The sequence below is a fragment of the Terrabacter sp. R4-6 genome (genome assembly GCF_057529065.1).
The window spans coordinates 1,128,309-1,147,216 of the sequence record NZ_CP197224.1 but is presented as its reverse complement, the minus strand read 5'-3'; the positions used below and the strand labels follow the sequence as shown (position 1 = coordinate 1,147,216).

The 18,908-nt window shown below is 71.7% G+C and carries 13 protein-coding genes; 9 read left to right on the top strand and 4 right to left on the bottom strand.

Annotated elements, in window-relative coordinates:
• The first annotated feature begins 77 nt into the window (after positions 1-77).
• The 3 genes from ACSSS0_RS05305 to ACSSS0_RS05295 all read left to right on the top strand — a co-directional run bounded on the left by ACSSS0_RS05305 (position 78) and on the right by ACSSS0_RS05295 (position 3,798).
• Positions 78-1,127: an NAD(P)H-dependent flavin oxidoreductase gene (locus tag ACSSS0_RS05305; protein WP_487230322.1), complete on the top strand. Its 1,050-nt coding sequence runs from the start codon at positions 78-80 to the stop codon at positions 1,125-1,127.
• Between the two features lie 225 nt (positions 1,128-1,352).
• On the top strand, positions 1,353-3,152 hold the full coding sequence (locus tag ACSSS0_RS05300) for a carbohydrate-binding module family 20 domain-containing protein (protein ID WP_487230321.1): 1,800 nt from the start codon (positions 1,353-1,355) through the stop codon (positions 3,150-3,152).
• A gap of 115 nt (positions 3,153-3,267) precedes the next feature.
• Positions 3,268-3,798, top strand: coding sequence for a YbaK/EbsC family protein (locus tag ACSSS0_RS05295; protein WP_487230320.1), 531 nt, complete (start codon positions 3,268-3,270; stop codon positions 3,796-3,798).
• A gap of 8 nt (positions 3,799-3,806) precedes the next feature.
• Here ACSSS0_RS05295 and ACSSS0_RS05290 read toward each other — a convergent pair whose 3' ends face one another.
• On the bottom strand, positions 3,807-4,088 hold the full coding sequence (locus ACSSS0_RS05290; protein WP_020143197.1) for a WhiB family transcriptional regulator: 282 nt from the start codon (positions 4,086-4,088) through the stop codon (positions 3,807-3,809).
• A 183-nt stretch (positions 4,089-4,271) separates the two neighbouring features.
• On the opposite strand from ACSSS0_RS05290, the gene ACSSS0_RS05285 reads away from it, so the two are divergent.
• From ACSSS0_RS05285 to ACSSS0_RS05275, 3 genes are all read left to right on the top strand, one after another.
• Positions 4,272-5,357, top strand: coding sequence for a MerR family transcriptional regulator (locus tag ACSSS0_RS05285; RefSeq protein WP_487230319.1), 1,086 nt, complete (start codon positions 4,272-4,274; stop codon positions 5,355-5,357).
• 159 nt (positions 5,358-5,516) lie between these two features.
• A complete protein-coding gene (gene pulA / locus ACSSS0_RS05280; RefSeq protein ID WP_487230318.1) occupies positions 5,517-11,312 on the top strand; it encodes a pullulanase-type alpha-1,6-glucosidase in 5,796 nt (1,931 codons plus the stop codon).
• Positions 11,313-11,432: 120 nt separating this feature from the next.
• Positions 11,433-12,374 carry an aldo/keto reductase gene (locus ACSSS0_RS05275; RefSeq protein WP_487231189.1) on the top strand — a complete coding sequence of 314 codons (942 nt, stop codon included), beginning with the start codon at positions 11,433-11,435 and terminating at the stop codon, positions 12,372-12,374.
• Between the two features lie 249 nt (positions 12,375-12,623).
• Here ACSSS0_RS05275 and ACSSS0_RS05270 read toward each other — a convergent pair whose 3' ends face one another.
• Both ACSSS0_RS05270 and ACSSS0_RS05265 read right to left on the bottom strand, forming a co-directional pair.
• Positions 12,624-13,967 (bottom strand): MFS transporter, encoded by a 1,344-nt coding sequence (locus ACSSS0_RS05270; RefSeq protein WP_487230317.1) that lies wholly within the window; start codon positions 13,965-13,967, stop codon positions 12,624-12,626.
• A gap of 5 nt (positions 13,968-13,972) precedes the next feature.
• Complete coding sequence (locus ACSSS0_RS05265) at positions 13,973-14,608, bottom strand: winged helix-turn-helix domain-containing protein (RefSeq protein ID WP_487230316.1); 636 nt, start codon at positions 14,606-14,608, stop codon at positions 13,973-13,975.
• 285 nt (positions 14,609-14,893) lie between these two features.
• Here ACSSS0_RS05265 and rplM point away from each other — a divergent pair, with 285 nt between their 5' ends.
• Together rplM and rpsI are read left to right on the top strand one after the other, a co-directional pair.
• Positions 14,894-15,337 carry a 50S ribosomal protein L13 gene (gene rplM / locus ACSSS0_RS05260; protein WP_020143191.1) on the top strand — a complete coding sequence of 148 codons (444 nt, stop codon included), beginning with the start codon at positions 14,894-14,896 and terminating at the stop codon, positions 15,335-15,337.
• Positions 15,338-15,372: 35 nt separating this feature from the next.
• Complete coding sequence (gene rpsI, locus ACSSS0_RS05255; RefSeq protein WP_020143190.1) at positions 15,373-15,876, top strand: 30S ribosomal protein S9; 504 nt, start codon at positions 15,373-15,375, stop codon at positions 15,874-15,876.
• Positions 15,877-16,067: 191 nt separating this feature from the next.
• Here rpsI and ACSSS0_RS05250 read toward each other — a convergent pair whose 3' ends face one another.
• Entirely contained in the window at positions 16,068-17,219 is a 1,152-nt protein-coding gene (locus ACSSS0_RS05250; protein WP_487230315.1) for a hypothetical protein, read from the bottom strand.
• 283 nt (positions 17,220-17,502) lie between these two features.
• Between ACSSS0_RS05250 and glmM the strand changes: the two genes are divergently transcribed.
• The gene (gene glmM, locus ACSSS0_RS05245) at positions 17,503-18,849 is read left to right on the top strand and encodes a phosphoglucosamine mutase (RefSeq protein ID WP_435984979.1); all 1,347 of its coding nucleotides are present in this window, start codon (positions 17,503-17,505) and stop codon (positions 18,847-18,849) included.
• Positions 18,850-18,908: the final 59 nt, after the last annotated feature.

The window sequence follows — 18,908 nt, the reverse complement described above, 5'->3', positions numbered from 1 at the left end:
CGCCCACACCGTCCACACCGTCCACGGCGCCCGCACCGCCCGGTGCCCCGGCCGGGGGAGCGGAGTAGCGTCGGGGCATGCTGCTGCGAACGCTCGAGACCGGTGTCGTCGGCGCGCCCATGGCGGGAGGCCCGACGACGCCCGAGCTCGTCGCCGCGGTCGGCGATGCCGGCGGTCTGGGCATGCTGGCTGCCGGCTACCTCACCGCCCCACAGCTCGCGTCGGCCATCGCCGAGGTGTGGGACGCGAGCCCGCGCCCTTTCGGCGTCAACCTCTTCGTGCCCGCCCAGGCGAACGCGTATGCCGTCGGGCCCGGAGAGCTGAGCGGCACCGAGCGCGTGGAGGCCGTGGCTGCCTACCGCGAGGCGCTCGGCGAGGACGCCCGGTCCGTCGGCGCGGAGCCCGGGGAGCCGAAACCCGGCGACGACGACGACTGGGAGCGCAAGCTCGACCTCGTCGTCCGCGAGCGAGTTCCCTTGGTGTCGTTCACCTTCGGGCTCCCGAGCACGGCGGTGCTCGGTGAGCTGCGGCGCGCCGGCATCGAGACGGTCGCCACGGTCACCGACATCGACGAGGTGGCCGCGGCGCTCGGCGCAGGCGTCGACGGGCTGTGCCTCCAGGGTCCGGCAGGCGGTGGACACCGGGGCACGCTCGACCCGGCCAAGGAGCCCTCGGGTGCCGACCTGCTCGACCTCGTCGCCGCCGTGCGGTCGCAGACGGACGTCCCGATCGTCGCTGCGGGCGGCATCTCGACCCCCGATCGGGCCGCGAAGGTGCGTGCCGCCGGTGCCGACGCCGTCCAGATCGGGACCGCCCTGCTGCTGACCCCCGAGGCGGGCACCGGCCTCGCCTACCGCCGCGCCCTCGCCGATCCCGCCTACGAGCGCACCGCGGTGACGCGGGCCTACTCGGGCCGCCTCGCGCGCGGTCTCGAGACCGACTTCCTGCGTCGGCACGACGGCCAGGCCCCGGCCGCCTACCCGGAGGTCCACCACCTCACGGTGCCGCTGCGGCGAGCGTCGGCCCGGGCCGAGCGGCCCGACCTGCTCGCGCTGTGGGCCGGCACGGGCTGGCGGTCGGCCCGACCGGTGCCCGCCGCCACGGTCGTCGCCGAGCTGGCCCGCTGACCGACCGGACCGTGGCGGGACAGGCCCGGGACGGTGCTGTCGGTCCCGTCGGTGATGTCCGGCGGACCCCCGGGTGACCCTGCAGGTGGGAGCGCCCGTTTCGGGTTGCGGGGTGTGCCCTGCGGCGGTTGACTGCCGCAAGTTCTTGCATGTGAGTGCAGGAACTTCCACGAGGTGACGGCCGCGCCGTCGCACCCACCGCACGTCTCGACGAGGAGATGCCGCATGCGCCTGCCCGAACCGTCCACACCGCCCCCACCACCCGGACGCGAAGGGCCGCGCCGGCGTCCGCGCCGCTGGAGGCTCGTCGCCGCGGCGGTCGCCGCCCTCGCCGCGGTCGGCTGGTCCGTCGCCGGGCCGGTCGACGGACCCGCGGCCGTCGTGCAGCAGGCCGCCGCGACCCCGCCGGGCGGCAAGGACGTCACCGCGACCCTCTTCGAGTGGCGTTACGACGCCGTCGCCCGCGAGTGCACCAACGTGCTCGGGCCGAAGGGCTATGGCTTCGTCGAGGTCTCACCGGCGGCCGAGCACGTCCAGGGTCCGCAGTGGTGGACGTCGTACCAGCCGGTGAGCTATCGCATCGCTGGCCGGCTCGGCGACCAGACCGCCTTCCGCTCGATGGTGACCGCGTGCCACGACGCGGGGGTCAAGGTCGTCGCCGACGTCGTCGTCAACCACATGAGCGCCGGGTCGGGCACGGGCACGGCCGGCAGCAGCTACACGAAGTACGCCTACCCGAGCGTCTACTCCGACCGCGACTTCCACGGCTGCCGGCAGAACATCAGCACCTACGCCGACCGCACCAACGTCCAGACCTGCGAGCTCGTCGGCCTCGCCGACCTCGACACGGGCAGCGACTACGTCCGCGGTGCGATCGCCGGCTACCTCAACACCCTGCTCGGCCTCGGCGTCGACGGCTTCCGCATCGACGCCGCCAAGCACGTCGCCGCGACCGACCTCGCCGCCATCAAGGCCAAGCTGACCAACCCCAACGCCTTCTGGGTCCACGAGGTCATCTACGGGGCCGGCGAGGCCGTGCAGCCCACCGAGTACACGGGGTCCGGTGACGTCGACGAGTTCCGGGCGGCATACGACCTCAAGCGGATCTTCACGAGCGAGAAGCTCAGCTACCTCAGCAGCTGGGGTGCCTCGTGGGGCTACCTGCCGAGCGGCAACGCGCGCACGTTCGTCGACAACTGGGACACCGAGCGCAACGGCTCGACCCTGAGCTACAAGGCGGGCGCGACGTACACCCTGGCCAACGTCTTCATGCTCGCCTGGCCGTACGGCGCCCCGAACGTCTTCTCCGGCTACGAGTGGAGCGACCCCGACGCCGGACCGCCGCTCGGTGGCGCCGTCAACGCGTGCTACTCCGACGGGTGGAAGTGCCAGCACGCGTGGAGCCAGATCGCCGGCATGGTGGGCTTTCGCAACGCCGTGGCAGGGACCGCCGTGACGAGCTGGTGGAGCAACGGCAACAACGCCATCGCCTTCGGGCGCGGCTCCAAGGGCTACGTCGTCGTCAACCACGAGACCGGCCCCGTGACCGCGACCTTCCAGACCTCGCTGCCCGCCGGGACGTACTGCGACGTCACGCACGGCACCGTCACGTCGGGCACCTGCTCGGCGGCGACGTACACGGTGAGCGCCTCGGGGACCTTCACGGCGACGGTCGGCGCCAACGAGACGATCGCGCTGCACGTGGGCGCCGTCAGCGGCGCCGTTCCGGCGACGGCGTCGGTGAGCTTCGGCGTCAACGCCACGACGTCCGTCGGCCAGGACGTCTACGTCGTCGGCGACGCCGCCGCGCTGGGCTCGTGGGCGCCGGCCTCGGCCATCGAGCTCGACCCGTCCGCCTACCCGGTCTGGAGGCGCACCGTGTCGCTCACCCCGGGGACCGTCGTGCAGTACAAGTACCTCCGCAAGGACGCCGCGGGCACCGTGACGTGGGAGTCGGGCGCCAACCGCACCGTCACGGTGCCGGCGTCGGGGACGGTGACGCTCGACGACACCTGGCGTCCCTGACGGTCGCCCGTGTGCCGTCGGGCCGTCTGCGGTCCGGGCCGTATGCCGTCGGGCGGGCCCGACGGCATACGGGCCCCGCGGCGCGGCGAGGGAGCGGGCGGCCTACGCTCGGGGCATGCCCAGCCCTGAAGGAATCCTGACGTGGGTGGCTGCCTCGGAGCGCCCCGACCTGCTCGCGCCACCCGTCGCCGCGGCGCTCGAGCACGTGCCGGGCGTCCGGGTGGCCCCGATCGACTCGACGCTCGCCGACACGGCGGCTTTCTGCGAGGCCTACGACGTCGCGCCCGAGGCATCGGCCAACTGCGTCGTCGTCGAGGCGCGCCGTGGCGAGGAGACGACCCTCGCCGCCGTCATGGTGCTCGCGACCGACCGGGCCGACATCAACCGTGTCGTGCGCAAGCACCTCGGCGCTCGCAAGATCTCGTTCGCCGACCAGTCGAAGGCCCAGGAGCTGACCGGCATGCAGCAGGGCGGGATCACGCCCGTCGGGCTGCCGGCGGGCTGGCCCGTGCTCGTCGACGAGGCGGTCGTCGCGGCCGGTCCGGTCGTCATCGGCGCGGGTGTGCGCGGCGCCAAGCTGCTGCTCGACGGGTCGGCGCTCGCCGCCCTGCCGACGGCGGAGGTCATCGCCCTCGCCGTGCGCTGACGGCTCGGTCAGCCGGCGACGTCCCAGAGCATCTGGGCGCGCTCGGTCGGCGTCGTGCCGCCCCAGATGCCGAACGTCTCGGGCACCCGGAGCGCGTGGTCGAGGCACCGTTCACGGACGGGGCACGAGGCGCAGACCATGCGGGCGGCCTCGGTCTGCTCGCGACGCTCGCGCTGGTCGAGCTCCTGGTCGTCCGCGAAGAACTGCTCGACGGCCTTGGTGCGGCAGCGACCCTGCTCCTGCCACTCGTACGAGGAGTAGGTGGGGCGCGGAAGGCGAGTGATCGTCATGGCTTCCTCCGTGGGTCCGATCGAGCGATCTGATGCAGAACTTACGCAGAACTTACGCATTGCACAAGAGGTCTGCATAAGTTTATGATCGGGGTGCCCGATCGGCGCTGGAGCGGTCCATGACGGGAATCTCGGACCGCTCCGCCCGACGCGGGCGACCAACGTGAAACGGTGATGATCGACATGAACCCGCAGCCGGCAACCCCGAGCGAGCCTGGCCAGACGGGGCCCGACGACCCCGAGCCGGGGGAGCGGCCACCCGAGCTGGGCTGGCCCGTCGGTGTCGTGTCCGAGCGGCTGGCGATCGCGGCACCGACGCTCCGCTCCTGGGACCGTCGCCACGGTGTCGGCCCGAGCCTGCGCACGCGCGGCAACCACCGGCGCTACACCGAGCTCGACATCCGACGCGTGCTGCTGATGTCCCGCCTGACCGCCCAGGGCGTGCCCGCTCAGAGCGCGGCGGACTCGGTGCTCACCCTGGACGCCGCGGCGATCGCCGAACGTCTCGAGGGGGACGGCGTGCTCGAGGCCCTGAGTGAGCGTGGCGGGTCCGGGCGCGCGCCCGGCGGGGCGGGCGACGCGACGGACGGCGCGGTCTCCGTGTCGGTGGGCGACGCCGCGGGGTCCGGGCAGGATGCGACCGACCTCGTCGAGGCCATCGTGGGCGCGGCCCGGGCGCTCGACCCCCGCACCATGGCCCTGCTCTACCGACAGGTCATGCGCCGCCGCGACGTCGGCCGGGCCTGGGTCGACGTCTTCGCGCCGGCGCTGCGCCGGGTCGGTGCCCTCTGGGAGGAGGGGCGGCTCGGGGTCCAGTCCGAGCACCTGACGAGCGAGCTGCTCCAGTCCGAGCTGCGCGCGGTCGTGCGGGCCAACCGGCTGCGCGTCTCCGGCCTGCCCGTCGTCCTGGCGAGCGCCGACGACGAGCAGCACCACCTGCCGCTGCTCGCGCTCGAGGCGGAGCTCGCGCGCCACGGGGTGGCGAGCCTCTTCCTCGGCCCGCGCGTGCCGTCCGACGCCCTCGTGTCGGCGCTGCGCGAGTCGCAGCCGCGGGCGGTCTTCCTCTGGGCCTCTCTCGCCCGGCCGCAGGCCGAACCCTTCTGGCGCGACCTCGATGTCGTGGACTGGCCGCTCGAGGTCGTCGTCGGCGGGCCCGGCTGGCCGGACGGGATCGTCGTGCCGGAGGGTCCGGTGAGCGTGACGCGGGTCGCCGACTTCGACTCGGCCGTGGCTGCCCTCGTCCCGCGCCCGGCCCGTCCAGCGCGCTGAGCGGCTGCCGTTCCGCGCAAGAAACCGCAACATCCTGAGCGTGAGTGCAAAATTTTGCAGTTCGGGTCTGGCGTGGTGTCCGATACGGGCGCTAGGTTCTCCCCGGTGGTCGAGCGTCCAGACGCGGGCGTGAGCGACCCAGCCCACAAAGGAGTGCGCATGCGCCGTCGCCCGGCCCTGTCCGTCGCCAGCATCTCGGCCCTCGTCATGGCCGGACTCGCCGTCCCCCTGGCCGGGGCCCCGACCGCCCGGGCCGACGCCCCGCGCACCGCGACGGTCGTCGGGTCGCTGCAGGACGAGCTGGGCTGCAGCGGCGACTGGAAGCCCGACTGCACCGCGACCGACCTCACGCTCGAGCCCGGCACGACGACGTATGCCGCCGAGTTCCGGGTGCCCGCGGGCAGCTACGAGCTCAAGGTCGCGATCAACCACTCGTGGGACGAGAGCTACGGCAAGGGCAGTGGCAACGTGCCGCTCGTCCTCGCCGGCCCGGCCACGCTGCGCTTCACCTACGACGACACGACGCACGCCATCGGGATCGCCCCCACCGACCTGCCCGGCGCCGCCACGAAGGCCGACACCAAGCTCGCTGCCTCGTCGCTCCGGTCGCTCGCGACGAAGGAGCGCTTCTACTTCGTCATGGCCGACCGCTTCGCCAACGGTGACACGGCCAACGACAAGGGCGGCCTCACGGGCGGACCGCTCTCCACCGGCTTCGACCCGACGAACGAGGGCTTCTACCACGGTGGTGACCTCAAGGGCCTGACCGGCAAGCTCGACTACATCAAGGGCCTCGGCACGACCGCGATCTGGCTCACCCCGTCGTTCAAGAACCGCGCCGTGCAGGGCAGCGGCTCCGACGCGAGCGCCGGCTACCACGGCTACTGGATCACCGACTTCACGCAGATCGACCCCCACCTGGGCACCAACGCCGACATGAAGGCACTCATCTCGGCCGCCCACGCCAAGGGGATGAAGCTCTACTTCGACATCATCACCAACCACACCGCCGACGTCATCTCCTACGACGGTGGCACCTACACCTACGTCAACAAGGAGACGAGCCCCTACGAGGACGCTCGCGGCAACGTCTTCGACGACGCCGCCGTCGCCGGCAAGCCGGCCTGCTCCGGAGCCACGGTCCCGAACTGCTTCCCGACGATGGCGGCGGGCACGTCCTTCCCGTACGTCCCGAAGGTCGCCGACGCCGACGAGGACGTCAAGGTCCCGGCGTGGCTCAACGACACGACGCTCTACCACAACCGCGGCGACTCGACGTATGCCGGCGAGTCCTCGACGTACGGCGACTTCTCCGGTCTCGACGACCTCTTCACCGAGAACCCGAAGGTCGTCACGGGCATGGAGGACATCTACAAGTCCTGGGTCGACTTCGGCGTCGACGGCTTCCGCATCGACACCGTCAAGCACGTCAACATGCAGTTCTGGCAGGCCTTCTCGCCGTCGATCCTGAAGCACGCCAAGGCGATCGGCAACGACGACTTCTTCATGTTCGGTGAGGTCTACGACGGCAACCCGGCCTACACGAGCCAGTTCACGACGAAGGGCGCGCTGCCGGCGACCCTCGACTTCGGCTTCCAGGGTGCGGCACTCGGCTTCGCCCAGGGCAAGGCGACGACGGGCATCCGCGACCTCTTCGCCGGCGACGACTACTACACCGACACCGACTCCAACGCCTACGAGCTGCCGACCTTCCTCGGCAACCACGACATGGGCCGCGTCGGCGCGATGCTGCTCGCCGGCGGCGCCACGGGTGACGACCTGCTGGCCAGGGACCGTCTCGCGACGTCCCTGATGTTCCTGACCCGCGGCAACCCGGTCGTCTACTACGGCGACGAGCAGGGTTTCACCGGCCCGACGAGCGACTTCGGCGACAAGCGCGCGCGACAGGACATGTTCGCCACGCAGACGCCGATCTACCAGGACGACCTCGTCGTCGGCAGCGGCAAGCCCGCGGGCACCGGTGCGCACTACGACACGTCCGCCCCGCTCTACCGTGAGATCAAGGCGCTCTCCGCCCTGCGCGCGGCCAACCCCGCTCTCGCGGACGGCGCGCAGGTGCACCGCTACGCCTCCGACGCGGCCGGCATCTACGCGATCAGCCGCATCGACAAGGCAGCCAGGCGCGAGTACGTCGTCGTCGCCAACAACGCCACGACCGCCAAGACCGCGACGTTCTCGACCTACTCCGCCGGCTCGAAGCTCGTGCCGCTCCTCGGTGCCACCTCCGACCTGCGCGCGGCGGCCGACGGGCGCGTCACGGTGACGGTCCCGCCGCTGTCGGTGGCGGTCTACCGGGCGAACTCCACCATGGCGCAGCCGACGTCCGCCCCCGCGATCTACCCGACGTCGCCCAGCGCGGGCGGTGTCGTGGGTGGTCGTGCCGAGATCGGTGCGGCTCTGCCCGGCAACACGTTCGCGGAGGTCTCCTTCCTCCAGCGGCCGGTCGGCACCTCCACCTGGACGCCGCTGGGCACCGACGACAACGCGCCCTACCGCGTCTTCCACGACGTGTCCGGCCTCGCCAAGGGCACGCTCGTCGAGTACCGCATCGTGGCCAAGGACCTCGCCGGCCACGTCTCGGCGACCTCCACCTACGGCACCGTGGGCGAGCCCGAGACCTCCGGGGGAGGCGGTGGCGGCGGCGTCGGTCCGGTCACGCAGCCCGACAACGTCAGCGTCCCCGGCAACCACAACTCCGAGATGGGCTGCTCGGGCGACTGGCAGCCCGACTGCGCCCAGGCGCAGCTCGCCCTCGACGCCAAGGACGACATCTGGAAGGGCACCTTCGACTCCATCCCGGCCGGCGACTACGAGTACAAGGCCGCGATCAACAAGTCGTGGGACGAGAACTACGGCGCCGGAGCGGTCAAGGGTGGCGGCAACATCGCCTACACCGCCGCAGGCAAGCCCGTCACCTTCTACTACGACCACCGCACCCACTGGGTGACCAACGACGCGACCGGCCCGGTCATCACGGCCCCGGGCAGCTTCCAGAGTGAGCTCGGCTGCCCCGGCGACTGGGCGCCCGACTGCATGCGCTCGTGGCTGCAGGACCCCGACGGCGACGGCACGTACGTCTTCACGACCGACCAGATCCCCGCCGGCTCCTACGAGTTCAAGGTCGCCGTCGGTCTGTCCTGGTCCGAGGCCTACCCCGGCAACAACGTCGCGTTCTCGGTCCCGGCCGACGGCGTGCTGACGACCATCACGTACACGTCCTCGACGCACGAGGTCACGGTCAAGACCTCCAAGGCGGGCGCTGCGCCCGACCTGACGAAGTCCAAGGCCTACGTCGTGGGTCCCGACCTCGTCGCCTGGCCGGCGTCGGCCCTGCCGGCCGGCACCGACCCCGCGACCCTCGACTGGCGCCTGCACTGGTCGGCCGACGGTGGTCTCGCCGTCGACGCGGAGGCCGTCACCGGCGGCTCCGTGGCGAGCCTCACGCGTGACCCGGCGGGGCTGCCGGCCTCTCTCGTCGCCGCCCACCCCGAGCTCAAGGGCGCCGTGGCCCTGCGCCTCGACAAGGCCACCGCCAAGCTGATGCCCGAGATCCTCAAGGGCCAGGTCGCCGTCGCGATGTACGGCTCGACGGGTCAGCTCCTCGACGCGACCGGCGCCCAGACGGCCATCGCCCTCGACGCGATCTACGCCGCCAAGGCGGCCGGCCGCACCTACGGCGTGGCGTTCACGCGCGGCCGGGCCACGTTCAGCCTCTGGGCCCCCACGGCCCGGCAGGTCACCCTGCTCACCTGGCCGGCCCGGTCGGCAGACCGTCCCGTCGACACCGCACGCCGGACGCCGATGACGCGGTCGGCCGACGGGGCGTGGACGACGGGTCTCAGCACCTCGACGGCGCTCAACGCCCGCTACCTCTACGAGGTGAAGGTGTGGGCGCCGACGACGGGCAAGGTCGAGACCAACGTCGTCACCGACCCCAGCTCGGTCGCGTTGACCGTGAACTCGACCCGCTCCGTCGCGGTCGACCTCACGAGCCCGGCCCTCATGCCGTCGGTGTGGAGCCGCACCCCGTCACCGAAGCTCGCCCAGGACGTCGACTCGACGATCTACGAGCTGCACATCCGCGACTACTCCATGTCCGACGCCAAGGTTCCGGCCGCCCTGCGCGGCAGCTACCTCGCCTTCGCCGCCGACGGTGACGGCCGGGCCCACCTCAAGGCGCTCGCCAAGGCCGGTCTCAACACCGTCCACCTGCTCCCCAGCTTCGACATCGCCTCGATCGAGGAGGACAAGGCCAAGCAGCAGACGCCGCAGTGCGACCTCGCCTCCTACGCCCCCGACAGCGAGGAGCAGCAGAAGTGCGTCGGGGCCGTCGCGGCCAAGGACGCCTTCAACTGGGGCTACGACCCCTACCACTACAGCGTCCCGGACGGCTCGTACGCGTCGAGCACCACGTCGGCGGACGGCGGCGCCCGTGTGGCCGAGTTCCGCACGATGGTCGGGGCCCTGCACCAGGACGGCCTCCGGGTCGTGCTCGACCAGGTCTTCAACCACACGGCGCAGTCCGGTCAGGCAGAGAAGTCGGTGCTCGACAAGGTCGTGCCCGGCTACTACCACCGCCTCAACGCGAGCGGCGCCGTCGAGACCTCGACGTGCTGCCAGAACGTCGCGACCGAGCACGCCATGGGTCAGAAGCTCATGGTCGACTCCGTCGTGTCGTGGGCCCGCAACTACCGGGTCGACGGCTTCCGTTTCGACCTCATGGGCCACCACAGCAAGGCCAACATGCTGGCGGTGCGCGCGGCGCTCGACGCCCTGACGCTCTCGAAGGACGGCGTCGACGGGAAGGCGATCTACCTCTACGGCGAGGGCTGGAACTTCGGCGAGGTGGCCGACAACAAGCTCTTCGTCCAGGCGACCCAGGGCCAGCTCGGCGGCACCGGCATCGGCACCTTCTCCGACCGCCTGCGTGACGGCGTGCGCGGCGGCGGACCGTTCGACGAGGACCCGCGGCGCCAGGGCTTCGGCTCGGGCGAGGCCACCGACCCCAACGGTGCGGCGGTCAACGCCGACGCGGCGACCCGCCTCGGCAGCGACACCGACCTCGTCCAGCTCGGGCTGGCCGGCAACCTCAAGACGTTCACCTTCCGCAGCCAGAGGTCCGGCACGGTCGTCAACGGCACGCAGGTCGACTACAACGGGTCCCCGGCCGGCTACGCCGACCAGCCCGACGAGGTCGTCAGCTACGTCGACGCCCACGACAACGAGACGCTCTTCGACTCGCTGACGTACAAGCTGCCGGTCGCGACCTCGATGCAGGACCGGGTGCGGATGAACACCCTGTCGCTCGCGACGACCGCTCTGGCGCAGACACCGTCGTTCTGGCACGCCGGCGCCGACCTGCTCCGCAGCAAGTCGCTCAACCGCGACTCCTACGACAGCGGTGACTGGTTCAACCGTCTCGACTGGACGGGCGCCGACAACGGTTTCGGTCACGGCCTGCCGCCGCAGGAGCAGAACTCCGCCAAGTGGCCGTTCATGAAGCCGCTGCTCGCCAACCCGGCGCTCAAGCCGACGGCTGCCGACGTGCGCAACGCCGACGCGATGGCGCAGGACCTGCTGCGACTTCGCTTCAGCACCAAGCTGTTCCGTCTCGGCAACGCCGCCGCGATCAACGCCAAGGTGTCGTTCCCGGTGTCGGGCACCGCCGATGCGAAGCAGGGCGTCATCGTCATGCGGATCGACGACACGAAGGGCGCCGACGTCGACCCGGCCCTGCGGGGTGCGGTCGTCGTCTTCAACGCGAGCCCCGACGCCGTGACGCAGAAGGTGCCCGGTCTCTCCGGCAGGGCGACGCTGAGCCCGGTCCAGGCGAACGGCGCCGACAGCGTCGTCAAGCAGGCGGCATACGACCCGGGCAGCAGCTCCTTCTCGGTGCCCGCGCGCACGGTCGCGGTGTTCGTCCAGCCGAGCTGATCGCGCCGACTCCTCGGAGGCCGGTCCCCACATCGCGGGGGCCGGCCTTCGTCGGCAGGTGCGGACCTGCCGACCGGGCCGGCGCGGGCATAGGTTGGTCGGGTGACTGCGACTCCTGACATGACCTACCGGCAGCTCGGCGACAGCGGCCTCACCGTCTCCACCGTCGGCATCGGCTGCAACAACTTCGGCCGACGCCTCGACCAGGACGGCACGAACGCCGTGGTGCGCCAGGCCCTCGACAGCGGCATCACCCTCTTCGACACGGCCGACATCTACGGCCAAGGCGCGAGCGAGGAGATGCTCGGTCTCGCGTTGGGCTCCGAGCGCGAGAACGTCGTGGTGGCAACGAAGTTCGGCATGGACATGCAGGGTGCCAACGGACCCGACTGGGGCGTGCGGGGGTCGCGCCGCTACATCCGCAAGGCGGTCGAGTCGAGCCTGCGACGCCTCGGCACCGACTGGATCGACCTCTACCAGCTGCACCGGCCCGACCCGCAGACCCCGGTCGACGAGACGCTCGCGGCACTGGACGAGCTCGTCCGCGAGGGCAAGGTGCGCTACCTCGGCAGCAGCAACTTCTCCGGGTGGCAGGTCGTCGACGCCGACTGGACGGCGCGCGCCGCGGGCACCGCTCGGTTCGTCTCGGCGCAGAACGAGTACTCCCTGCTCGAGCGCGACGTCGAGGACGAGCTCGTGCCCGCGTGCGAGCACGTCGGGGTCGGGCTGCTCCCCTTCTTCCCCCTCGCCTCCGGCCTGCTGACCGGCAAGTACCGTCGCGGTGAGCCCGCCCCCGAGGGAACGCGCCTCGCCGGGATGGCCGACCGGCTCGAGAGTGCCGACTGGGACACGATCGAGGCCCTCGAGGCGTATGCCGCCCAGCGCGGTCTGCGCCCCATCGACGTCGCGATCGGCGGGCTCGCGGCCCAGCCGGCGGTCGCTTCGGTGATCGCGGGTGCGACCCGCCCGGAGCAGGTCCTCGACAACGTCCGGGCCGGCCTGTGGGAGCCCACCGCCGAGGACCTCGCCGAGCTCGACGAGATCACCACCCCGCCCGCCTGAGGAGCCAAGCGTCGAGTGAGCGCCCGGCCCCACTCGAGTGAGCGCCCGGTCCCACCCCTCCCGTCGAGTGGCCCCGTCGTCCCACCGCGCCCACGCCCGCGATCGTCGAGTGGCCCCGTCGTCACACGCCACTGGGGCTGGAGTGACGGCGGGGCCACTCGACTGTGGGGCTCGTGTGACGGCGGGGCCACTCGACTGTGGTGGGGCTCGTGTGACGGCGAGGCCACTCGACTGTGGTGGGTGGGGGGATCAGTCGACGGCGGGGTGGAGCGTCGTCTCGCTGGGCTCGCTGGGCGCGCCTGTCTTGCTCGTCACGCCTGCATCGGCCGCGCGGGCCTTCTCGGCGCGGAGCGCGTGGCGGTAGAACCACGCGCCGAGGATGCTGACGGCTCCCGCGGCCACCATGGCCACCTGCGTCGACGTGCGTTCGGCGAGCAGGCCCAGGAGTGGGGCCGCGATGCCGAAGGCCGCGGAGGCGACCATCGAGTTGATCGAGAGCACCGTCGCCCGGTTGCGGGCCTTGGCCTCCCGGTGGAGCAGTGCGGAGTGGGCCGGGCCGGCGGCGCCGTGCAGGAGGTACGTCACGCCGTAGGCCGCGATGAGCGCCGCGGGCCCCGCGACGAGCCCCATGACGACCGCGCCGATGCCGTTGAGCACACGGGCTGCGATCGCGGTGCGGGTGACGCCGATGCGACGGCTCGACCATCCGGAAAGGGCCGCGCCGAGGGCGAAGACGGCCCACCCGGCGGCCGCCACGGGGCCCATGATGGCGCCGGCGCGCTCCTCACCACCGACGAGCTCGGCGAGACGGATCGGCTGGAAGGTCTCGAAGACGATCATCGCGACCGACCAGAACACCTCCACGCAGACGATGCCGCGCAGCGCGCGGTTGCTCCGCAGCAGGCCGAGGCCGTCACGCACGACGACGGGAGCCTCCTTCGCGGACGCGAGCGCGCGTCGGGCTCCCGAGGCGTCGAGGTGCTCGGCCCCGCGGGGCTCGCGCAGCAGCACGAGGACCGCGACGAGGTGGACGACGTTGAGGACGACGAAGACCGCGACCGGAAGGACGAGCGCCGACGCGCCCGCGAACGGGTGCCACCAGACGAGGCCACCGGACACGAGGGCGCCGGCCGCGATCGCTCCGCCGAGCACCGTGCCCTGCGCAGCGAGCGCCCCGTCGACGTCGGAGCCGGGAGTGGTGGCGTGCACCGTGTCGACGAACCACGCCTCGAGGGGCCCGGAGTCGAGCGCCCGGAAGATCCCGGTGAGCACGGCGGCGGCGAAGAAGGCCCAGAAGGAGTGCGCCACGAGCAGGATGCCGCTCGCGAGGACGTTGACGACGGCCGAGACGACGAAGACCGGGCGGCGGCCGAAGGCGTCCGCGAAGCCACTCGTCGGCAGCTCGAGCGCGAAGATCGTCAGGCCGGCGGCGGACGAGATGGTCATCGCCTGCGCGACGGTGAGGCCGCGCTCGAGCTGCCAGAGGGTGAGGAGGCCGACGACGAGCCCGACCGGGAACCACCGGGTGAAGCTCAGGGTGAGGAAGACGCGGCGGGCCGCGGTGGGGGAGAGCAGGGTGTCGCGAGGGCTCATCGGGCTCACTCCTTCGTCGTCGTCGGGGGGCGGTCGAGGTCGAGCGGGTAGGCGAAGGCGTACACGGCGATGCGTCGGGCCTGCGGGTTGCCCTGGCCGACGCGTCTGTAGCGCTCGATGAGGTCCCACATCTCCTCACGCATCGCCTCGAGCGACTCGGCGGTGACGAGGACGGCCGCGTCGCTCGAGCCGCAGGCGTCCTGCCACGCGGTGGGCCACGTCGTCGAGACGTCGAGCCACTTGTCGTACTGCTCGCTGAAGTGGCGGGCGTAGTCGCGGGTCAGCCAGTTGAGGGCGGTCTCTGAGTCCTCGTCACCCTCGAAGTCGCTCGGGTGCCAGGAGTGGTACTCCGAGCTCGCTCGCCAGAGTCGTCGCTTGCCCTCGCCCTCCCCGGTATCGTGGACGAGCCCGACCGACTCGAGCTTGCGCAGGTGGTAGCTCGTGGCGCCGGAGTTGGTGCCGAGGAGGGTGGCGAGGTCGGTCGCGGTCGACGGCCCGCCGCGGCGCAGGGCCCCGAGCAGGCGCGACCGGAGCGGGTGGGCGAGGACGCGCACGCTCTCGGGCGTGAGCCAGACGTTCTCGTCGTCGGAGGGTCCGGACGATGTCCGAGGGGAGGGGGTCGTCGAGTCCTGTGCAGCCATACTGTGCACAATACCTCTGCACACTTCATATGCACAAGATGCTTGCACGATGAGCCCAAAGAGGCATCGGTGCAGGTCAGGCCCCGTTTTCGGTCCGGGTGCACATGATTTGGGCACGAGTGCCCGACCCCGTAACATGGATGAAGTTGTGCACCGGGCCGTCAGGCGAACCCATCATCCCCACGAATGGACTCCACGAGGATCCACGAGGGCGAGGCTGGGCGACGCGGACCGAGCCCAGCGGCATTCACTGCTCCACCATTTCAGAAGCGAAGGCAGACTCCATTGCGCACGTACACCCCGAAGCCCGGCGAGGTCACTCGCACGTGGCACGTCATCGACGCGACCGACGTCGTGCTCGGCCGTCTCGCGAGCCAGGCCGCTGTCCTGCTCCGGGGCAAGCACAAGCCGCAGTTCGCGCCGCACGTCGACACCGGTGACTTCGTCATCATCATCAACGCCGACAAGGTCGCCCTGACCGGCGCCAAGCTCGAGCAGAAGAAGGCCTACCGCCACTCGGGCTTCCCGGGCGGCCTGCGATCGACCTCCTACACCGAGCTGCTCGCCAAGAGCCCCGAGAAGGCCGTCGAGAAGGCCATCCGCGGCATGCTCCCGAAGAACTCGCTGGCCCGCCAGCAGCTCTCCAAGCTCAAGGTCTACCGCGGTGCCGAGCACCCGCACGCGGCCCAGCAGCCCGTCCCCTTCGAGATCACCCAGGTTGCGCAGTAAGCCCCCCGGCTGCTGCGTAGAAAGCGACAAGACACGTGACTGACATCGTGAACGAGGAAGTCCTCGACACCGACGAGCCCGAGCTGACCGAGTACACCTCGGAGTCCGACGGCTCCGTCGCCGGCGAGCCGAAGCGCGCCCGTGAGGTCTCGACCCCCGGCGCTGCCACCGGTCGCCGCAAGCAGGCCATCGCCCGCGTGCGCATCGTCCCCGGCACCGGCGAGTGGAAGATCAACGGCCGCACCCTCGACGCCTACTTCCCCAACAAGGTGCACCAGCAGATCGTCAAGGAGCCCCTGACGCTGCTCGAGCTCGACGGCTCCTACGACGTGCTCGTCCGCGTGCACGGTGGTGGCCCCTCCGGCCAGGCCGGCGCGGTGCGCCTCGGCGTCGCCCGCTCGCTCAACGGCATCGACGAGGAGCTCAACCGTCCCGCCCTCAAGAAGGCCGGCTTCCTCACCCGTGACCCCCGCGTCCCGGAGCGCAAGAAGGCCGGTCTCAAGAAGGCCCGCAAGGCTCCCCAGTACTCCAAGCGCTGATGCTTCGGCTGGCGCCGAGCATCACCGCTTGGCTCCAGTCGCGCTGATGCCTGGCGCCGAGCATCACCGCTTGGCTCCAGTCGCGCTGATCTGGCTGGCCTCAGCTGGTTGCACGAAGGCCCCCGAGCTCTGCTCGGGGGCCTTCGTCGTCCTCCGACGGCGTATGCCGTCAGGCGGGCGTCGCCGTCCCGTCAGCCCACCGTGGGGTGGCTGAGGTCGCACCGGTTGGTGTCGTTGGACCACGTCGCCTGCATCGCGAAGCTGCCGGCCGTCGTCGAGACGTTGCCCGCGCCGCCCGCGCTGCCGGGTGCGATCCACGCGCACTCGTCGGCGTTCTCCTGGCCGGAGTAGGTCCGCGACGTCGTGTTGGTCCAGCCGCCGGCGGGGTTCTGGTCGGTGATGGTCTCGGCGTACTCGTGGCCCTCGACCATCGAGTAGCCGTCGTCGGCCCCGGCGCTGCCGGCGTTGACGAAGCTCTGCCCGCAGCTCGTGCCCATGTCCATGACGTAGGGCATGTTCGTGAAGGCGATGTCGCCGTATGCGCTGCTCGACCCGACGTAGGGGTCACCGTTGTAGTCGTGCCACGCACAGAACTGGCCGGACGAGGTGTTGAAGCCGTCCGGGTGGGTGCCGGTCGGGGAGAGGATGACGTACTGCGCGTCGCGGTTGCTCGCAGCGGTCGTGTTGCCGAAATGCGCTGCGGCGCGGACGGCTTCGTCGCCGAGCTGCTTGGCCGTCGCGTTCGACGGGGCGGCGACCGACGGGTCGAACCACACGCCCGCGAGCGCCCCGCCGGTCGGGTAGGGCACGTGCGCAGAGCCCGCGGGGCAGGAGGTCGCGCCCTTGGCGACGAGCGGACCGTCGCAGTACTGCGTCATGACTCCCGACCAGGCCTCCCCGCCGGTGCCCAGGCCCTTGAAGAGCTTCTGCACGACCGGCGCCCCCGCCTTGGGGTCGCCGCTGAAGGTGAGGTTGCCGCCGGCGTCGGTGCCCTGGGTGCCCCACTGGCTGCCGTAGAAGACGAGGTAGACCTTCTCGGCGCCGCCGCTCGTGACGCCGATCCCGTCGACGCCGCCGCCGTAGGAGAGCGTCTTGGACTGGGTGGGCCGCGCGCCCTTGGTCTGGGCCTCCCACCGGTGCATCTGGGTGTTGAGCTCGCGGGTCGGCACCGCGCCGTGGCGGTAGGGGTGGCCGTAGGCCGGCGAGTACGGGTTGGTGACCCCACCGCCCCCGGTCGCGCCGGCGGCGGGCGCCGTCGGCGCCGCGCTGGGTGCCGCGGCGGACGCGCCGAACGCCGTCGCCACGCCGAGGATGGTGGCGGCCGTGGCGGTGGCTGCGGCCACGCGCCGTGAACGTCGAGTGCTCATCGAGTTCCTCTCTGGAAGGACCCGGGAAAGGCCCACTGGTGTCGGGCCCCGGGATGGGCACATCGTGGCGGTGCGCGTCTGGGAAGTGGATGGGTGCCACCTGCCAGTTCCCTGCCACTTTCTCGACCCGATCCGCCGGGTATGTCCCGTGGTGGCCCATCTGAGGCCGGTCGGATGGCCGTATGCCGCCGGGGCGGTATCGTCGTGCGAGCACATCACCCGGCCCGGGGGGCCGGACCCATCGGGAAGGCACACAAGCGTGGCTCGACTCTTCGGCACGGACGGCGTCCGTGGTGTGGCGAACAAGGACATCACCGCCGAGCTCGCGCTCGACCTCTCCGTCGCGGCGGCGCACGTCCTCGGCGAGGTCGGGGCCTTCAACGGGCACCGCCCGGTCGCCGTCGTCGGCCGCGACCCTCGCGCCTCCGGCGAGTTCCTCGCCGCCGCCACGGTGGCCGGGCTCGCCTCGGCGGGCATCGACGTGCGTGACGCGGGCGTGCTTCCGACGCCGGCGATCGCCTACCTCGTGGCCGAGCAGGACGCCGACCTCGGTGCGATGCTCTCGGCGTCGCACAACCCCATGCCCGACAACGGCATCAAGTTCTTCGCCCGGGGCGGGCACAAGCTCGCCGACGACCTCGAGGACCGCATCGAAGCCCGGCTGCGTGACGAGTGGCAGCGCCCCACGGGGGGCGACGTCGGCCGTATCACGCCCCTCGTCGACGGCGCGGACCGCTACGTCTCGCACCTGCTCTCGGTGCTGCCCCACCGGCTCGAGGGCCTGCACGTCGTCGTCGACGCTGCGCACGGCGCCGCGTCGGAGGTCGCCCCTCGCGCCTTCCGTGAGGCGGGGGCCCAGGTCACCGTCATCGGCGGCGAGCCCGACGGGCTCAACATCAACGACGGCTACGGCTCCACGCACCTCGAGCACCTCAAGGAGACCGTCGTCGCCGTCGGTGCCGACCTCGGCATCGCCCTCGACGGCGACGCCGACCGCTGCCTCGCCGTGGACGCGACCGGCCACGAGGTCGACGGCGACCAGATCATGGCGATCCTCGCGCTCGCCATGAAGGAGCAGGGCGTGCTGCGCGGCGACACGCTCGTCGCGACCGTCATGTCCAACCTCGGCATGATCCAGGCGCTCGGCGGCGCCGGCATCAAGGTGCTGCAGACCGCCGTCGGCGACCGCTACGTCCTCGAGGGGATGAAGTCCGGCGGCTTCGCCCTCGGCGGTGAGCAGTCCGGCCACGTCGTGATGCTCGACCACGGCACGACGGGCGACGGCACCCTGACGGGGCTCATGCTCGCCTCCAGGGTCGCCGCGACCGGCCGCACGCTGGCCGACCTCGCCGGCATCATGACCCACTTCCCGCAGGTGCTCGTCAACGTCAAGGACGTCGACAAGTCGGCGCTCGAGGCCAACACCGCCGTCGCCGACGCCGTGCGCGCCGCCGAGGGCGAGCTCGGCGAGAGCGGGCGGGTCCTGCTGCGCAAGTCCGGCACCGAGCCGGTCGTCCGCGTCATGGTCGAGGCCGCCGACGGCGACCAGGCCCGCAGCCTCGCGGACCGCCTCGTCGGGGTCGTCAGGGCCGAGCTGTCGCTCTGAGCCGGCCGGACGGCATACGCCCTCGGTGGGACGGACGAAACCGGGTCGAGGGCGGCGCC